This is a genomic window from Nocardia sp. NPDC050799, assembly GCF_040654015.1.
In the GTDB taxonomy this organism is placed as follows: Bacteria; Actinomycetota; Actinomycetes; order Mycobacteriales; family Mycobacteriaceae; genus Nocardia.
On the sequence record NZ_JBFAHF010000006.1, the window covers coordinates 131392 to 145059 of the forward strand.

Genomic DNA, 13668 nt, shown 5'->3' on the forward strand with positions numbered 1-13668 from the left:
CTCGTGGGTATCTGGGCCCTCGTCCGATAAGTCGTCACACGGATTGAACCCAACCGTCGCCGGTTTCGCCGTGGTGGGCGCAGGTGTGTCTGATGTCCCGGTGCCGCATCCGACGACAAGTAGGGCGCCTGCGGCGGCGACAGGCATGAGGTATCGGTTCACGCCCTCCCCTTATTTCAGCAGCTCCAGCGGAGGGACCCCCAGAGATTCGGCCAGGCGCTCCACGGCTTGAACCGTGAGATTCCTGCGCCCGGCCTCTATGTCCGCTACATACCGCAGCGATAGCCCGAGAACGTCTCGGGCCAACCGCTCTTGGCTGAGTCCACGCTCATGGCGCAGCCGGGCGATGTTCTCCCCGATCGTTCGCTGTAGGTCTCCTTCGGGCACGCAATCCACCCTGGTGTTCAGGCCACGTTCCAGCCATGCCCCAATAAGAGCATGTTCTAATCAGTTCCGGAACTTATGCGAACCTGTACTTATCAGTGCATACTATTGGCGTGACTGCGTTCGAGATCCGAGTCCCACCCGATCGGGACCCATCCCACAGGGCGATACCCGCACTCCAGGGAAGTCGGAGTGCCCCGGTTCGTCGCAGAGGCACCCGCTCGCATTTCGCCACTTCAGAATCTGGAGCTGACCGCTATGCCCATACCTGCAGCCCAAACCAGGGACCACAAGCCATTCGGATTTGCCCCGGCCTCACGTGCCGTTGACTCCATGTGTCAGGAACTACCGGCACTCCCCACCAGGCCCGCGCACAACCAGTCGATGGCGGCCACCCTACGGCTCTGGCACACCCGCAACCGTAACCTCCTCGAGCGCGTCGCCGCCGGCCTCCGCCATCTCGACCACCCGGCAGCCTGCAAGAGCACCGACCCCATCCGCGGGCGAGCGCACGCGATCCACCTGATGGCCGACCACGCCAAACACGACTGCCCCCGGTTCCGGCTCGCAGCAAAGTACATCGAGGCCCAACAGTGACCGCCGGGCCGAGGGCGTGCGTCTCGGTCTCGGTACATCCATGTCGAATCGTGGAGGGGCAAGCACTGTGACGGAACCGGACGCACCGACACGGGCGGTTGCCCTCCTGCACAGCACCCACGACCCGGCCACCTATGAAGCACTGACGCGGAAACACCGGCTGGACATCGTCCACACCGTCCGCACGGATACCGTCGCTGTCCTGGCCGCGCTGATCGCCGTCCAGCACGCCCTGGAGCACGCTGCGGACGCGGTCGTGATCCCCCACGTCGGCGCCCTCGAGCCGCGCACCCCGTGGTGGGTGGTCACCCAAGCCGCCGACCTGATCACTGGAACAAAAAAGTATCCCCTGGGGTCGGCAATCACCACACAGCACAGGACCGAACAGTGATCACGCTCGGATTCGCCATCGCGATCGGCCTGCCACTCGCCGTGCTGATCCTGGCGGTGACGCTCCCCGAACGCCGAGACAAGCCGTGAGCCCTCCGCGTTCCGAGGAGACAGGTCACCGGACTTCGACGGGAAACACAACCGAACCACAGCTGAACGCACCCACAGGTGCACGAACAGTCGCGCTGAGAATACGTGCGAGGCGCCGGCCCCAGCGGCGACGATATCGCTCGCAGTGCTTACGCCCGCCCACAGCCCATGGATCGTTCCGGTGGGACGTTTGTGGCGTGAGCTCACCGGAGGACAAAGTGGTCACGACCATCGGGAGCCGGAAGTTGCTGGTTACCAGAGCTGTGCTGGAATCAGGACTGTCCAGACCTGCCCCGGCGCGAAGGGGATGGCTGTACCGGTGGGGGTTGTGTAGGTTGCGCCTGCCTGTGGGGAGGGCCGGGACCACACGGCAGGGAACGCTTGACCGTCCCGAAGTACGAGTGCGTCACCGCCACCGGTCGTCTGGGCCAGGGGTGAGACGCTGCCCGCGATATCGCTGACGGTCGAGTTCTGCACCTGCACCCTCTGCAGCACGACCGTACTCGCCATGAGCTGTCCGGTATCGGCAACGGTGTAGGCGGCACCGTCCATGGACACCAACCACCGCTGCTCTCCGGGTGACCAATCGAAACCGAACACCGTGTTCGGATACCGCGCTTCCTGATATTGCGTGGGCAGGCCACCGGCAGGCGCAGGACCGAAGTGCAGTTGCGACGCCGACGGCCAGCCGCCACCCACGGGCAACTGATCCGAGCGGACGAACAGATTGTGCGGAGCGTCGCGACTGTAGTCGCGGTAGTACGCCGCAGGCTGCCGATCGGCCGCGGCGTTCTGGAGCGACGAGCGATCGACGGAGGCAACCAGCTCAGGTGCGGCACCAGAGGATGCCAACGTCGGGTTGCCGAACTGGTCCAACAACGTCAGATCCGTTTCCCGCACGCTTCGGACAGGTCCGATCACCGGGGGTTTGTCGGTCGAGAACACGGCGGCCAACCGGCTCAAACCACCCTCGACCGGCTCGACGTAGACCACATCGGCGGCTCCCAGCCCTACCGGTGGCCGTGCCTGCGGACTGTTGTCTATCTTCGCGACCAGCACGGGCACCCCTACCCGGGAGGATGTGTCCGGGCCGGGCGGAGCGCGCTCGGGTCGGGTACCGCTACTGCACGCGAATACAGCGCACATCCCCAACGTCGTCAGGAACGCGGCAATCCACACCCACCATCGCTGTTGCATAGGGGAAACCCTCGTAACGCACCCAATTCTACGCCGCACTTGACCAGGGCAGGAGGTGACCCGGTGACACACCGCCGTCGCACTCGAAGGGCATGAGGACTTCGTCGAAGGTGTCGCCTGCTCCCCCGACGGCCCACGACTCGCGTCGGCGGGGGGTGCGACCGTGCGAATCTGGGACACGGCCACCGGAACCCAACGACCACCGGAACCCAGTCGATGCTGATCCGGTGTCACCGGGACAGAGCGTGGAACTGCGCGTGGATCCCCGGACGGCTTGATGCTGGTGCGGTGCCCATGGGACTGCGCGTGTCTGGAACCCGCTGAACGCCGAGGAGAAGTTCGTCCTGCACGGACATACCGGTGATGTGTCGGCGGTCCGCTGGGCTCCGGACAGAACCTCCCTGGCGACCGGCGGAGCCGACGGGACCGCACGTGTGTGGGCGTTCTCCCCGAGAGGAGCCGAGAGCCGCCAGGTTACCGGGCACCGCGGACCTGTGTATCGCGCCGTGCCCAAGGGTGATTCTGTCATCACGGTCGGTGCCGACACTACGGTCCGCGAATCGGACCCGGGGGCGGAGCAGCCGTCACAGGAGGTCGCCCATCACCTTGAGCCGGTCCTCGATATGTCGGCAGCGCCGGCATACGCGACCCCCTGCGCCAAGGATTCGACAGTCGCACTCTGGCGAACCGGCACCGAATGGACACGCCTGGCCACCATCGACACCGAGATGATCTGCGAAGCCGCCCAGCTATCCCCCGACGGCCGGTACATCGCCTACACGGAACACGACCGTTCTCTCTATATCGCCTTCTCGACACCCCCGCCTGCATCGGTCCGGGTGAACCACCACACCGACTGGATCACTGCGCTCGCATGGTCGCCCACGAGCCAGTACCTCGCGACGGTCTCGGACGACCGCACCGGCGCCGTGTGGCGGGTGACGTCAACCCCCGAAGGCCCACATGCAAAGCTGGTGACAACGCTCATCGGGCACGGAAACTGGCTCGATTCCGTTGCCTGGTCGCCTGAGGAGTCGCAACTAATCACCGGTAGTGCCGATCACACCGCTCGGCTGTGGATCAGGGAGACCGGAGAATCGACCGCGGTCCTACGCGGACACACCGCGCGAGTCAAAGGTGTCGCGTGGTCGGCCGACGGCACCCGGATAGCGACAACCGTACTGTCCGCCTCTAGGACACCCGGGCCCACTGCGAGATCGGAGTCATCGGCTTCCACCGGGACCGGATCACCGATCTCGAGTGGATGCCCTCCGCAGACCAGGTGATCACCGCGTCCTTCGACGGCACGGCTCGCATCTGGCCGGTCGATGTCGACCTGGACGAACTTCGCATGCGAGCCAGGGCGCGAGCATATCGATCATTGACGCCGGAAGAACGTTCGGCGCATCTGCTTACGGCTTACTGAACCGGATCTACGACCCTGACCTCCCGGCCGACGAGGTACTGCGCGGGGTCGAGTCCGAGCGCTTCCCTTTTCGGCGAGGCCCGGTAGCGTTCATTTGCTTCCTCGAACGTGTCCTCGCCTTCGTGGGAGATCAGCCAGATGTACTGGCTGTGTTCGTGATCGAGCCAGGCTCCCCCGATCTCGAAACCGAGTTCGAGTCGAAGCGGCACCACCAGATCCCGCCACTTACCCGCCCACTCCTCGAGGAGTCCGTCCCGGATCGTGTGGGTCCGCAGTTGCGTCGTACGAGGCATTATCCGTTCCTTCGTCACCAGTGCAGTTTGTTGCGACGGCCTCACGCTGCGGGAGAATCCGTAGGCGCTCCGCTCAGCGGCGGTGACGCAGGCCGTCCGCCACCTGGTCGCCCCAAGCAGTGATCTCTTTCCTCCGCACGAGACGGGCGGTGAATTCAGGCGCCGCACCCGCAAGCTTGGCCATGATGCGGGCGGGGAGCTCGGCGGCGTCGACTTCGCCTCGGTCGTGCGCGATCGCGGTGATGACGCTACGTGCAACGGCGTCCGAGGAGATCCCTTTCGAGCCGGGTGCCAGCGGGAGATGCGCGTCGGCCACGAATCCCACGTCGCGGACAGATCCGGGAAAGACCACCGACGCACTCACTCCTGATCCGTGTAGGTCCTGACGAAGCGACGCACAGAACCCGTGTAGTCCCAACTTGGTGGCCGCATAGATGGGGGCTCGAGCCATCGTGAGCCTGCCGCCGATCGACGAAACATAGGCAGCGGTGGCCGCACGCCGCTGGACGGTTCTGTCCAACCCGCCCCGAACACCAGCCCGGTCGCGGCCATGGCCCGGGCCGAAGGGTGATGCTGGCCCGTACTTCAGAAAGGGAAATCGAGTGAAGAATCGCGATCCGCGGACACTGACGCAGATCGAAGGCAAAGCTTGGCACGCACCGGGTCCGGATGCGACTCGACTCATGAAGACCGGGCACGAGCTGAGAGATGTCCCATTGACGGACCTCACCGTCGAAAACCTCCGGATCCTCCTCTCACAAAGAGTGGGCGTCGACGTACTGACTCCGGTGGCCCTGGACATCCTCGAAGCTGATCCGCTCGCCGGAGGCGACTTCTCCCCAGGCGACCTTTTGACGGCTCTTCTGCGTTGTCATTCACAGACATCCGGCTCGGCCGAACTGATCACTCGAATCGAGAAGCTGATCGAACGAATCTCGGAAAAGGGTGACCTCGAAGTCTCCGACGCGCCCCATGGCACGATCTGGACGTCGATCGACGAGTGGCGCCGGGCATAGCCGTCGATAACTGCTTCTCACCACACACAGTGCAATATGTGCCGGTACTGAAGTGCTGCTCACAGGTCAGATGCGGATTCGCGTCCAGCGTCGATCCCTGTCCGTCGATTCACCACGCGGACAACCGGCCGCGGTCCGATCAACGATGCCGTATTCGGCCCTGCCGATCCTATGGCAGGATCTCGGCACATGGCTCGCTCGACCACGACGATCACGATGAACGGCAGTCCGGTTCAGATAAGTGATGAACAGATCTTCCTCGCCACCCGCGACCAGACCCCAGGAACGCCGCAGACCTATGCAGTGTTCGTCAACAACGCTCTCTGGCCGCCGACCCAACTCGTCGGACTGGCCACCGGGGTGCAGGCAAGGTCCGGCGAGACCACCAATTACAACTCGCACGCCGCGCTGAAAGCACTGAACGAGCTGGGCTTCGCCACGTTCGAGCGCGTGGAGTACGACACGCTGGGAACCGTAGTGGTGCGCGAAAGCCGGAAGCGAACCTAGAGAGCGGATCAAGGTTGCTGATGGGGTGGTGCCGCTTCGCGGTGCCACCCCATCAGCGGTTACTCCGGCGGGCGAAGCGCACCAGACCGCCGTGGTCACCGCCGTGCTGCCCAACGGGAATGTCCTGTACTCCCTCGCGGAAGGCAGCGTGTGCCCGGTGTGCGAGATGTGAACGGTCCGAGCGGGCGAACCCGAGCTACCGCTCGTCCCAGGTAGCTGAAAGCTCCGGGCCGGATCGATGTGCGCGCGAGCGAGTAGCCGGGCCAGGCGCTCGCTGATAACCTCGCATCCATGGTCGATCCAGGGGGGAATCCGAATCCTGCCGGTGATGTCACTGTTGTGCCGGAGGAGGTTCGGGCAGTGGGACAGTTCGTTGCCGATATCGCCCGGAATCTCCGGTCCGGTCTGGATTCGGCGAGTACAGACGTCGATGCGCTGCTCGGCGACGGGTGGCGTGGCGACGCCGCGTACGAGTTCAGCGGCGGCTGGACCGAACTGCGTGACGGCGGCGTCAAGATCCTGCAGGCACTCGACGGCATGGCCGCCGAACTCGGTGTGCAGGCCGGCAGTTACCAGGCCACGGACGACGCCAACTCCCAGCAGTTCCCGAGCTTGAACCTATGAATTCCGAATTCGCCGTCGATATCGAACGACTCGACAACCTCGTCTCCCGCTTGTCGAGCCTCGCCGGCTACCTCACCGAACAACTCGACCTCATCGATGACAAGGTCGCTACCCTCGACGGAGCCTGGGAAACTGTGGCCGCCAACGCGTACCGCGACGCCCACCGCCTGTGGTCGACCGGCGCCCGTGAGTTCGCTATCGGCCTGGCCGATATCAGCGATGCCGCCCGCACCGCACACACCCGCTACACCACCGCGGCCCAAGTCAACAAAAAAATGCTCGAGGGCGGGTAACCCATGACCTGGGTGATCGACTCGGGCATGTACTACGCCGCGGCCGAGAAATGTCACCTGCTGGCCGGGGACATCTGCCTCGCACTGGGACCGTTGTCGCACACGCTGGCCCACGAATGCGGCGGTATGGCCGGCGACCACGAGACGTCCGACCCTGGACAACCGCCTACGACAGGCACGCCGCCGACATCGTCACCCTCGCCGCGACCCTGGCCAACGCGTTGCAACGCTTCGGTGATGTGCTGGCTGCCAACGGATACAACTGGTGGCATTCCAACCGCGCCATGCCAGCGGCCCCGAACCCGACCGACCGACCGCCTCCGAACCGCTATACGACTCCGGGATGGCGCTCCCCACTTCCGCCAAAGGCGACAATGGCGCCGGCCTCGACGCCGGGTCGGTCGCCGGACTTCTCGAACAGGTCGGCCGGATCCCCAACGGGGACGTCACCAAACTCGGCAAGGCCAAAGACGCCTGGAACGCCTTCGCCAACCATGCCACCATCACGGGCGCCGCGGACCGGATCAGGGGCGTCAACGCCGCCTTCACCGGTAGCACCGACCCGAACATCGAGGAGATAGAAGCCAAGCTCAACACCTTGACCCAGGCCGCCGATATGCTGGCCCATGCGTCCAAATCCCTGGTCACGCCTGTCGGCGAACACCATGACGCGCTCGAAGAAATGCGCAGGGAAATCCGGGCCGCGGTCGCCACCGCCGGAAAGGAGGTCACCGCCGCTATCGGGATCACCGTCGCTATAGTAGCGATCGCCGCCGTCGCCAGCGCAGGCCTCGCCGCCCCCGCAGCCGCCGGTGGCGGGGCCGTGGTCACCACCGAGATCGTCGCCACCACCGCCGGCATCATAAAAAACGCCGTCTCGATCAGCCGACTACTGACCATCTTCGGCGCCGTAGTCGTCGCCGGAACCGCCTCCGGCGCCTTCACCGCCATCCCCGATCTCACCACGAACGGCATCAACGCCGCCCTCGCCTCCATTGCCGCTATGGCCGTCCACATAGCCACGGACGACGATGGATCGGGTGGCAATCCAGGTCCACCCCAAACGGGCGATGACCCTGCCGAACTGGGCCAATCTATTGGTGACGCGGCTGCACAGATACCGAAAGGAGCCGGCCAGGGGCAACATATCGCGACTGAAGTAACAAAACTCGGTCTCGGCCAACAGGAAGCCGCAACCGCAGCTGAAGCAGCAGCTGAACGGGCATTCGGAGAAACCGCCGGTGTAGCAAGTCTGCCCAACGGAAATCTTGTCGTCCTTCCCACACAGCCCCAGGTAAAGGCCTGGATCGAAGTGACCCCGGATGGTGAAGTAACCTTCAAGCGGGGAACTATCGGCGGCCCTGGCTCCGATCTCGACGTGACCACCACAGGCCCTCGTTGATCACCACTCCGGAAAGGACTGCATGATATCGAACAAGCTGGGTTTGGTCGATTTCCAGCTCTACCTCTTGAAGACAATGCAACCGCCCCGGCCTGTTCTCGATTCCGCTCTGGCCCGCCTGAACAGTACAACGGAACTCATGCTCACCAGCGCCGAGTCGATATCGAAGTCGATCATGCCCGGAAAGGGTGGTACGGCGCACGCCCTCAAACCGATTCTTCATGATGCCTTGATCAACGAGACTCGCGGGCCGGAGTCGGAGACGCTTCTGTACCGGCTCCCACTATGGGAAGAGTTTGCGTTCAGACTGGAGCTCGACAATCTTCCATTCATGAAGAGAGTGGAGTTCGTCAGCTATACGGAACTCGATGAAACCGCGGCACCGTGGAAGCTGCTGGAAATAAACATAAGTGAGAAGTTCGATGAGGTTCGAGAAATAGATTCTTGGGGCACGTACAACAGCTATACTGTCCGAGATCCCGAGACCGGCAATCACCTCTTCCTCAGGTTTTCATGGGGGCTCCTTCAGGAAGTAGACACGATGGCCGATCAGCCGCGTTGAGAACAGTGGACCGCCGCAATTCATTGTGACACCACGAAGGCACAGCCAATGGCGACAGCGGCGGCCGGGACGGAGAGTACCGCGACGCTCGCGTAGAGGAACTTACGATGGGCGATCCGGGAATTTGTCCACACCTGGGCCGCGAAGCACGCTGTCGGCCCGCTATTTTCCGCCCGCGCCGGCACTGTTCGACCTCGTGATTTTCGATGAGGCGAGCCGATGCGCGATACCTCAGCCATGAGCATCCTCGACGGCGCCGACTACCACGACCTGGAGGAGGGAGAGGAGTCCACCGCCGACTACCGCTCGGCGCGAGGGTCGAAACCCGAGCTGCGCCAATACGGTTCGGCCGCCGATGAACTCCAAGCAGTGGCGAAGCAGATCAGGGAATGGCTGCAGCCGGGCAACGATGCAGACCGCGACACCATCGCTGTCCTCACCCGCGGCCTCAACGACCGCAACCAGATGGTGCGTGGACTCGCCGAACGCGGGGTCGAGGCCCGGGCCTTGGACGAAAACCCGCCGGTCCCCGGGCACGTCCAGGTCATGACAATGCACCGATCGAAAGGAATGGAGTTCTCCCGGGTGATCCTTTCCGGAATCGACGAAGCCCATGTGCCCTCGCGGGCCGGCTTCAACGGTGTGCCCGCGGAAGAGCGCGGCGAAGCGGACCTGAGAGAACGGTCGCTCTTGTATGTCGCGACGAGCCGGGCCCGTGATCAGGTGGTGGTCACCTGGAGCGGGCAGCGGTCCGAGCTGCTGGGCCGGTACACAAAGTAGCTTTCGGCGAGTCCGGCTCACCGCGAACACCCTGCCCGCCCGCCGGATCGACCGTCGCCGGATCGGGACCGCCACCACGACGGTCGATCACGGTGATCAACCACAACGGCACCCAGACAGGCCGCGACTTGTGTACCGCGCGGAAACGCAGTGCACGCCGTTTCCCCCCGCCGGTGCTCGCTTATTCCCCCGAAGAGAGTCGGCTGCGTGCGCTGTGCCGGGTCACAAGCCGGGCGCTGGTCGGCTGGGCCGTCGCCGAAGTCGAGTGGTCCGGGACCGCAGCGCGATGTGGTCTTGAACAATGGGGCAGATGAGATGTGCTGATTCGGCTCGATGCCGGTTCCAGCACTGCACGGTTCGCGACGGGGTGTGTAACGGCTCGAGGAGGTCTGCCGGTGGACGGACACGTCGCTTCGGGGCGGTTGGCCCGAGCGGGCAGGCTCGGTCGGCTCACCGCCGGGCAAGCTGCTCTCGGGGTAGGGACACGGCTGGCCATGATCGGACGGCCCGAACAGGCTCGTCGTGTTCTCGCCGAGCGCTCGACGTTGCAGGCGGCACAGCAGATGGTGGCTGTACTGGGCAGCATGAAGGGCGCGGCGATGAAGCTGGGCCAGATGTTGTCGGTGCTGGAGGTGGACCTGGTTCCCGAATCGCATCGTGAATTGTTCCGGGCGAAATTGGGCGAACTGCGTGACCGGGCACCGGTGGTGCCGTTCGCCGCCATGCGAGGAATCGTCGAGGACGAACTCGGATCGCTGAATGGCGTCTTTTCCGATTTCGATGAAATACCCGTCGCGGCGGCCTCGATCGGGCAGGTGTATCGCGCGGTGTTACGAGATGGCCGCACAGTAGCGGTGAAAGTGCAGTATCCGGGCGTCGGGGAGGCCGTGGTCGCCGACGTCAAGAATCTGCAGTTCTTCAGCAGGCTGTGGAAATCGGCGCTGCCGAGCGCGGCCGATGTCGCGGTACTCGACGAGGTCGCCGAAAACCTGATCCGCGAACTGGACTACCTACGCGAAGCGCGCTCCCAGCACCGAGTGGCCGATCGTTACCGCGGTCACCCGCTGATCGCGGTACCGGACGTGGTGGCGCCCCTGTGCACGCCCCGAGTACTGGTTACCGAGTTCGTCGAAGGAAAGTCCTTCGAGCACATGCAGAAGCTTCCCCAGCAAGAACGCGACCGGCTGGGTGAATTGATCTGCCGCTTCTACATCAACGCCCTGTTCACGGACTACGAATTCTGTGGTGATCCCCACCCGGGCAATCTGTTGCTCGCTCCCGACGGCCGGCTGACCTTCGTCGATTTCGGTCTCTACAATCGAATGGACCCCACCGATGTCGCTTTCGAACGCCGGTGCCTGCGCGCGGCGGGTGAGCACCGCGCCGAAGACCTCTACAACAATTGGGTCGGCCGCGGGATCGTCGCCCCGGACTCGGGTGTGGACACCCGGGAATGCCTCGAATACGTGTGGTCCGCCGCCGGCTGGCACCTGCTCGACGAGCAGATCACGGTCACCCCGGAACTCGCCACCGGCGCGGTGGTGCTGGCCATCGATCCACGCTCCAGCCGGTTCCGCGGCATGCGGCGCCAGCTACTCCCCCGCGAGCATGTTTTCTCCCGCCGCGCCGACCTGTTCACCTTCGCACTGCTCGGCCAACTCCGAGCCGGCAACAACTGGCACCGCATCGCTCGCGAATGGCTCTACGACGAACCGGCGACAACCGATATCGGCATCGCGCACGCCGCCTGGCGGGCCGGCGCACTACCGGGCCACTGATGCCGCCGGGTCGCCGACGGCGGGGCAGCTCGGACGGACGACGGTGCGCGAATCCATTGGTAGCGAGCGATATCATGGGCCGCTCGCAGGCAGTGAAGCAGTAGGCAGGAGTGAGCGATGCCGCCCAAAGCGGCCGGCCCGCGGCGGCGGCCGAGTCAAGAGCGCGCGAAAGCCACCAGAGAACATATCCTGGACACAGCGGCGCGGTTGTTCGGCGAGCGGGGTATCGCCGCGACCTCGACCAATCGGATCGCCACCGAGGCAGGCCTGAGTATCGGTACCGTCTACCGGTACTTCGCGGACCGTTCGGTCATGGTCGAAGAACTTCTGCAGCGGTTGCTGGAAACCATCGAGCGCCGCTTCACCCAGCGTCTGTCGACGCTGCCGCACACGGCCCTCGAAGCGCTGATCTCCGATATCCTCCACACCGTCACCGACGAACTCGTCGCCAACGCCGGCCTGGTCCGAGCCCTGGTGGGCGGCGTCCAGTTCTACAGCAGCGGCCTACCGGAGTTCGAGCCACGCCTGCATCTCCTGGTCAAAGTGATGCTGATCCAGGGCCTCGGCCCCGGCGACGACCACCGCTACGACGTCATGGCCTTCGTCTTCCTCAACACCGGATTCGCCGCGGTTCTGCGCGCTTCGGCGGAAGGCATCACCGACGAAGACCGCCGAGAAGCCATCGAGATGACAGCTCGAATGATCGGCTCGTGGCTCAACGCCGAAGCCGGGGCACCCACCGGCTCCTAGCTATCGGTGTGGCCGTCGCAGCGAGATTTAGCGGCCGCAGAACCCGCCGGTCCCACCGATATCGGCTTCCGGTCGGCGCTGGTTCGTTGCCGGGGGTCGTTTCGGTTCGCCGGTTCCCGGTGTGGTGACGCGGTACGCGTGATCAGTGCTGCGTGGAGATACCACCAGGCCTTGGCGTCGGCGATATCCAGGCCGGTGAGTTCGCCTATGCGTTGCAGCCGGTAGTCGATGGTATTGGGGTGGAGGCATAGTTGGCGGGCGGTGCGTTGCCGGTTGCGGTCGTTGGCGATGTAGGTCTGCAGTGTGTGTCCGAGGTCAGGGTGGTCGTCGAGTGGGGCGAGTCGCTGCTGCAGGACCGTCCGCCCGATCCCGGGCCGGGTGAGCTGGTATTCCATGGCCAATTCGGTGAAGCGGTGCACACCCGGGCCGAGCCCGAGGTGTTCGACAGTGTCGAGGAGTTCGTGGGCGTGACGGGTCGCAGCGGCTATCTCTTCGGTAGCGGCGAAGAGGGCAGTGGCGGTGAGCGGGATCTGCGCCGCGGCGGAGAGGTATTGCACGAGTTCGTCTATTGCCGGTTCGGCATCAGGTTCGGCGGGGAGCAGGATCGTTCCCCCGTCGACGGAGAGCAGGGACAGGGCCTTGCTGTCCGATCGGGTGGCGAGAGCCGATTGGACGCGGCGCAGTTTCCGGCGGGCGACGATGTGGCGGTCGAGTCCGGGCTTTCGTTCGTCCGGGTGGGCCGGGATCGCGACTGCGAGCACAAGGTAGTGGGATGCCACCGAGATCCCGCATTCCCGGGCTGCCGCAGCGGTGGTGTGGCCGCTGAGCAGCGCGGAGGTCAGCGTGTGGACGGCGGTCCGGTGCGCGGCGGTGAGGCTTTTGAGTTCGCGCACATAGATTTTGCTGATACTGGAGGTGACCGAATTCAGTAGTTGCACCACCGCGGTCATTCCGGTGGTGATGTCGAATCCGTGGCCGGGATGCGCTACCGGGAACAGTAGGTCCACACCTTTTTTCAGGCCTTGGTGGACTGCGTGCAGGACGGTACCGATCGGAACACCATAGTGGGCCCAGCGCGCGGCAGCCGATTCCAGCCGTTCGATCTGGTCGGGCACGGCTTCGCCGTTCAACCGCCGGATGATCCAGACCAGGCAGGACCGGGCCACCGCGGTGAGTTCGCTGCCGAGAGTGTCTTCGGGCGCGACAGCGCACGGGACGCCTGTGCGGACGAGGTGCGCCACGATCTCCCGCGCGAATCGGGGGATATCAGGTACGGGTGTGCGATGACGCGTCTCGGGTGCGCGGAGGGCGATGTTGTCGATCATTACGTGTGACCTCCTTGTCACCGCAGTGCTGAACGAAGCCCCGCAGCGGAAGGCTGGGGACCCGAGCACCCCAGCGGCAACGGATGGTGCCGCGAAGCGCTTACTCTGCTGTCACAGGCTAATCTGAGCGATTACTCACCTTCTACTCCTCTTTCGGACGGGAGTAACCCTTGCCATCAACCATTGCTGAACAGGGACAACCTTCCGATTGTCGAGAACTGTCGGCAGCTTCACTACGTCGATTTGGGTAGGTG

The 13668-nt window shown here is 64.5% G+C and carries 17 protein-coding genes and 3 pseudogenes; 15 read left to right on the top strand and 5 right to left on the bottom strand.

The features are described 5' to 3' along the window. Positions 1–171 precede the first annotated feature (171 nt). The gene (locus AB0H42_RS08895; RefSeq protein ID WP_357052006.1) at positions 172–396 is read right to left on the bottom strand and encodes a helix-turn-helix transcriptional regulator; all 225 of its coding nucleotides are present in this window, start codon (positions 394–396) and stop codon (positions 172–174) included. A 372-nt stretch (positions 397–768) separates the two neighbouring features. On the opposite strand from AB0H42_RS08895, the gene AB0H42_RS08900 reads away from it, so the two are divergent. Together AB0H42_RS08900 and AB0H42_RS08905 are read left to right on the top strand one after the other, a co-directional pair. Continuing rightward, positions 769–981: a hypothetical protein gene (locus AB0H42_RS08900; RefSeq protein ID WP_357052010.1), complete on the top strand. Its 213-nt coding sequence runs from the start codon at positions 769–771 to the stop codon at positions 979–981. A 67-nt stretch (positions 982–1048) separates the two neighbouring features. After that, a complete protein-coding gene (locus AB0H42_RS08905) occupies positions 1049–1372 on the top strand; it encodes a hypothetical protein (protein ID WP_357052013.1) in 324 nt (107 codons plus the stop codon). A 341-nt stretch (positions 1373–1713) separates the two neighbouring features. Here AB0H42_RS08905 and AB0H42_RS08910 read toward each other — a convergent pair whose 3' ends face one another. Next, positions 1714–2658: a DUF3048 domain-containing protein gene (locus AB0H42_RS08910; RefSeq protein ID WP_357052016.1), complete on the bottom strand. Its 945-nt coding sequence runs from the start codon at positions 2656–2658 to the stop codon at positions 1714–1716. A 94-nt stretch (positions 2659–2752) separates the two neighbouring features. On the opposite strand from AB0H42_RS08910, the pseudogene AB0H42_RS08915 reads away from it, so the two are divergent. The 4 genes and pseudogenes from AB0H42_RS08915 to AB0H42_RS08930 form a co-directional block, all read left to right on the top strand. Then, positions 2753–2881 (top strand): annotated as a pseudogene (locus AB0H42_RS08915) (hypothetical protein); the annotation flags it as partial. Between the two features lie 121 nt (positions 2882–3002). Next, positions 3003–3086, top strand: a pseudogene (locus tag AB0H42_RS08920) (WD40 repeat domain-containing protein); the annotation flags it as partial. Positions 3087–3164: 78 nt separating this feature from the next. Continuing rightward, on the top strand, positions 3165–3944 hold the full coding sequence (locus tag AB0H42_RS08925) for a hypothetical protein (protein ID WP_357052019.1): 780 nt from the start codon (positions 3165–3167) through the stop codon (positions 3942–3944). Continuing rightward, on the top strand, positions 3923–4084 hold the full coding sequence (locus AB0H42_RS08930; protein ID WP_357052022.1) for a hypothetical protein: 162 nt from the start codon (positions 3923–3925) through the stop codon (positions 4082–4084). Before AB0H42_RS08925 ends, AB0H42_RS08930 begins: the two co-directional genes overlap by 22 nt. Here AB0H42_RS08930 and AB0H42_RS08935 read toward each other — a convergent pair. Together AB0H42_RS08935 and AB0H42_RS08940 are read right to left on the bottom strand one after the other, a co-directional pair. Continuing rightward, positions 4078–4377, bottom strand: a complete 300-nt coding sequence (locus tag AB0H42_RS08935) for an NIPSNAP family containing protein (protein ID WP_357052025.1) — start codon at positions 4375–4377, stop codon at positions 4078–4080. The genes AB0H42_RS08930 and AB0H42_RS08935 overlap by 7 nt on opposite strands. Positions 4378–4450: 73 nt before the next feature. Further along, positions 4451–5062: an SDR family NAD(P)-dependent oxidoreductase gene (locus AB0H42_RS08940; protein WP_357052028.1), complete on the bottom strand. Its 612-nt coding sequence runs from the start codon at positions 5060–5062 to the stop codon at positions 4451–4453. Between AB0H42_RS08940 and AB0H42_RS08945 the strand changes: the two genes are divergently transcribed. The 9 genes and pseudogenes from AB0H42_RS08945 to AB0H42_RS08985 all read left to right on the top strand — a co-directional run bounded on the left by AB0H42_RS08945 (position 4980) and on the right by AB0H42_RS08985 (position 12089). After that, positions 4980–5393: a contact-dependent growth inhibition system immunity protein gene (locus AB0H42_RS08945; protein WP_357052031.1), complete on the top strand. Its 414-nt coding sequence runs from the start codon at positions 4980–4982 to the stop codon at positions 5391–5393. The two genes, AB0H42_RS08940 and AB0H42_RS08945, sit on opposite strands and share 83 nt — an antisense overlap. Before the next feature lie 189 nt (positions 5394–5582). Beyond that, positions 5583–5900 carry a hypothetical protein gene (locus AB0H42_RS08950; RefSeq protein WP_357052034.1) on the top strand — a complete coding sequence of 106 codons (318 nt, stop codon included), beginning with the start codon at positions 5583–5585 and terminating at the stop codon, positions 5898–5900. Between the two features lie 291 nt (positions 5901–6191). Further along, positions 6192–6524, top strand: coding sequence for a WXG100 family type VII secretion target (locus tag AB0H42_RS08955; protein WP_357052038.1), 333 nt, complete (start codon positions 6192–6194; stop codon positions 6522–6524). After that, positions 6521–6817, top strand: coding sequence for a WXG100 family type VII secretion target (locus AB0H42_RS08960; RefSeq protein WP_357052041.1), 297 nt, complete (start codon positions 6521–6523; stop codon positions 6815–6817). Before AB0H42_RS08955 ends, AB0H42_RS08960 begins: the two co-directional genes overlap by 4 nt. 343 nt (positions 6818–7160) lie before the next feature. Further along, positions 7161–8219: a hypothetical protein gene (locus tag AB0H42_RS08965; RefSeq protein ID WP_357052044.1), complete on the top strand. Its 1059-nt coding sequence runs from the start codon at positions 7161–7163 to the stop codon at positions 8217–8219. Positions 8220–8241: 22 nt separating this feature from the next. Continuing rightward, positions 8242–8781 (top strand): hypothetical protein, encoded by a 540-nt coding sequence (locus AB0H42_RS08970; protein ID WP_357052046.1) that lies wholly within the window; start codon positions 8242–8244, stop codon positions 8779–8781. Positions 8782–9015: 234 nt separating this feature from the next. Further along, positions 9016–9561: pseudogene (locus tag AB0H42_RS08975) on the top strand (3'-5' exonuclease); the annotation flags it as partial. A gap of 395 nt (positions 9562–9956) precedes the next feature. Further along, entirely contained in the window at positions 9957–11339 is a 1383-nt protein-coding gene (locus AB0H42_RS08980; protein ID WP_357052049.1) for an AarF/ABC1/UbiB kinase family protein, read from the top strand. A gap of 117 nt (positions 11340–11456) precedes the next feature. Then, entirely contained in the window at positions 11457–12089 is a 633-nt protein-coding gene (locus AB0H42_RS08985) for a TetR/AcrR family transcriptional regulator (RefSeq protein ID WP_357052052.1), read from the top strand. On the opposite strand, the gene AB0H42_RS08990 is transcribed toward AB0H42_RS08985, so the two are convergent. Then, the gene (locus AB0H42_RS08990) at positions 12086–13414 is read right to left on the bottom strand and encodes a helix-turn-helix domain-containing protein (protein WP_357052055.1); all 1329 of its coding nucleotides are present in this window, start codon (positions 13412–13414) and stop codon (positions 12086–12088) included. The two genes, AB0H42_RS08985 and AB0H42_RS08990, sit on opposite strands and share 4 nt — an antisense overlap. Between the last annotated feature and the right edge of the window lie 254 nt (positions 13415–13668).

Bases quoted from the DNA above. Each gene is read 5' to 3' on its own strand.
- AB0H42_RS08900 (WP_357052010.1), top strand. From the start codon at position 769: ATGGCGGCCACCCTACGGCTCTGGCACACCCGCAACCGTAACCTCCTC.
- AB0H42_RS08910 (WP_357052016.1), bottom strand. From the start codon at position 2,658: ATGCAACAGCGATGGTGGGTGTGGATTGCCGCGTTCCTGACGACGTTG.
- AB0H42_RS08930 (WP_357052022.1), top strand. From the start codon at position 3,923: ATGCCCTCCGCAGACCAGGTGATCACCGCGTCCTTCGACGGCACGGCT.
- AB0H42_RS08935 (WP_357052025.1), bottom strand. From the start codon at position 4,377: ATGCCTCGTACGACGCAACTGCGGACCCACACGATCCGGGACGGACTC.
- AB0H42_RS08940 (WP_357052028.1), bottom strand. From the start codon at position 5,062: ATGAGTCGAGTCGCATCCGGACCCGGTGCGTGCCAAGCTTTGCCTTCG.
- AB0H42_RS08950 (WP_357052034.1), top strand. From the start codon at position 5,583: ATGGCTCGCTCGACCACGACGATCACGATGAACGGCAGTCCGGTTCAG.
- AB0H42_RS08955 (WP_357052038.1), top strand. From the start codon at position 6,192: ATGGTCGATCCAGGGGGGAATCCGAATCCTGCCGGTGATGTCACTGTT.
- AB0H42_RS08960 (WP_357052041.1), top strand. From the start codon at position 6,521: ATGAATTCCGAATTCGCCGTCGATATCGAACGACTCGACAACCTCGTC.
- AB0H42_RS08965 (WP_357052044.1), top strand. From the start codon at position 7,161: ATGGCGCTCCCCACTTCCGCCAAAGGCGACAATGGCGCCGGCCTCGAC.
- AB0H42_RS08970 (WP_357052046.1), top strand. From the start codon at position 8,242: ATGATATCGAACAAGCTGGGTTTGGTCGATTTCCAGCTCTACCTCTTG.
- AB0H42_RS08985 (WP_357052052.1), top strand. From the start codon at position 11,457: ATGCCGCCCAAAGCGGCCGGCCCGCGGCGGCGGCCGAGTCAAGAGCGC.
- AB0H42_RS08990 (WP_357052055.1), bottom strand. From the start codon at position 13,414: ATGATCGACAACATCGCCCTCCGCGCACCCGAGACGCGTCATCGCACA.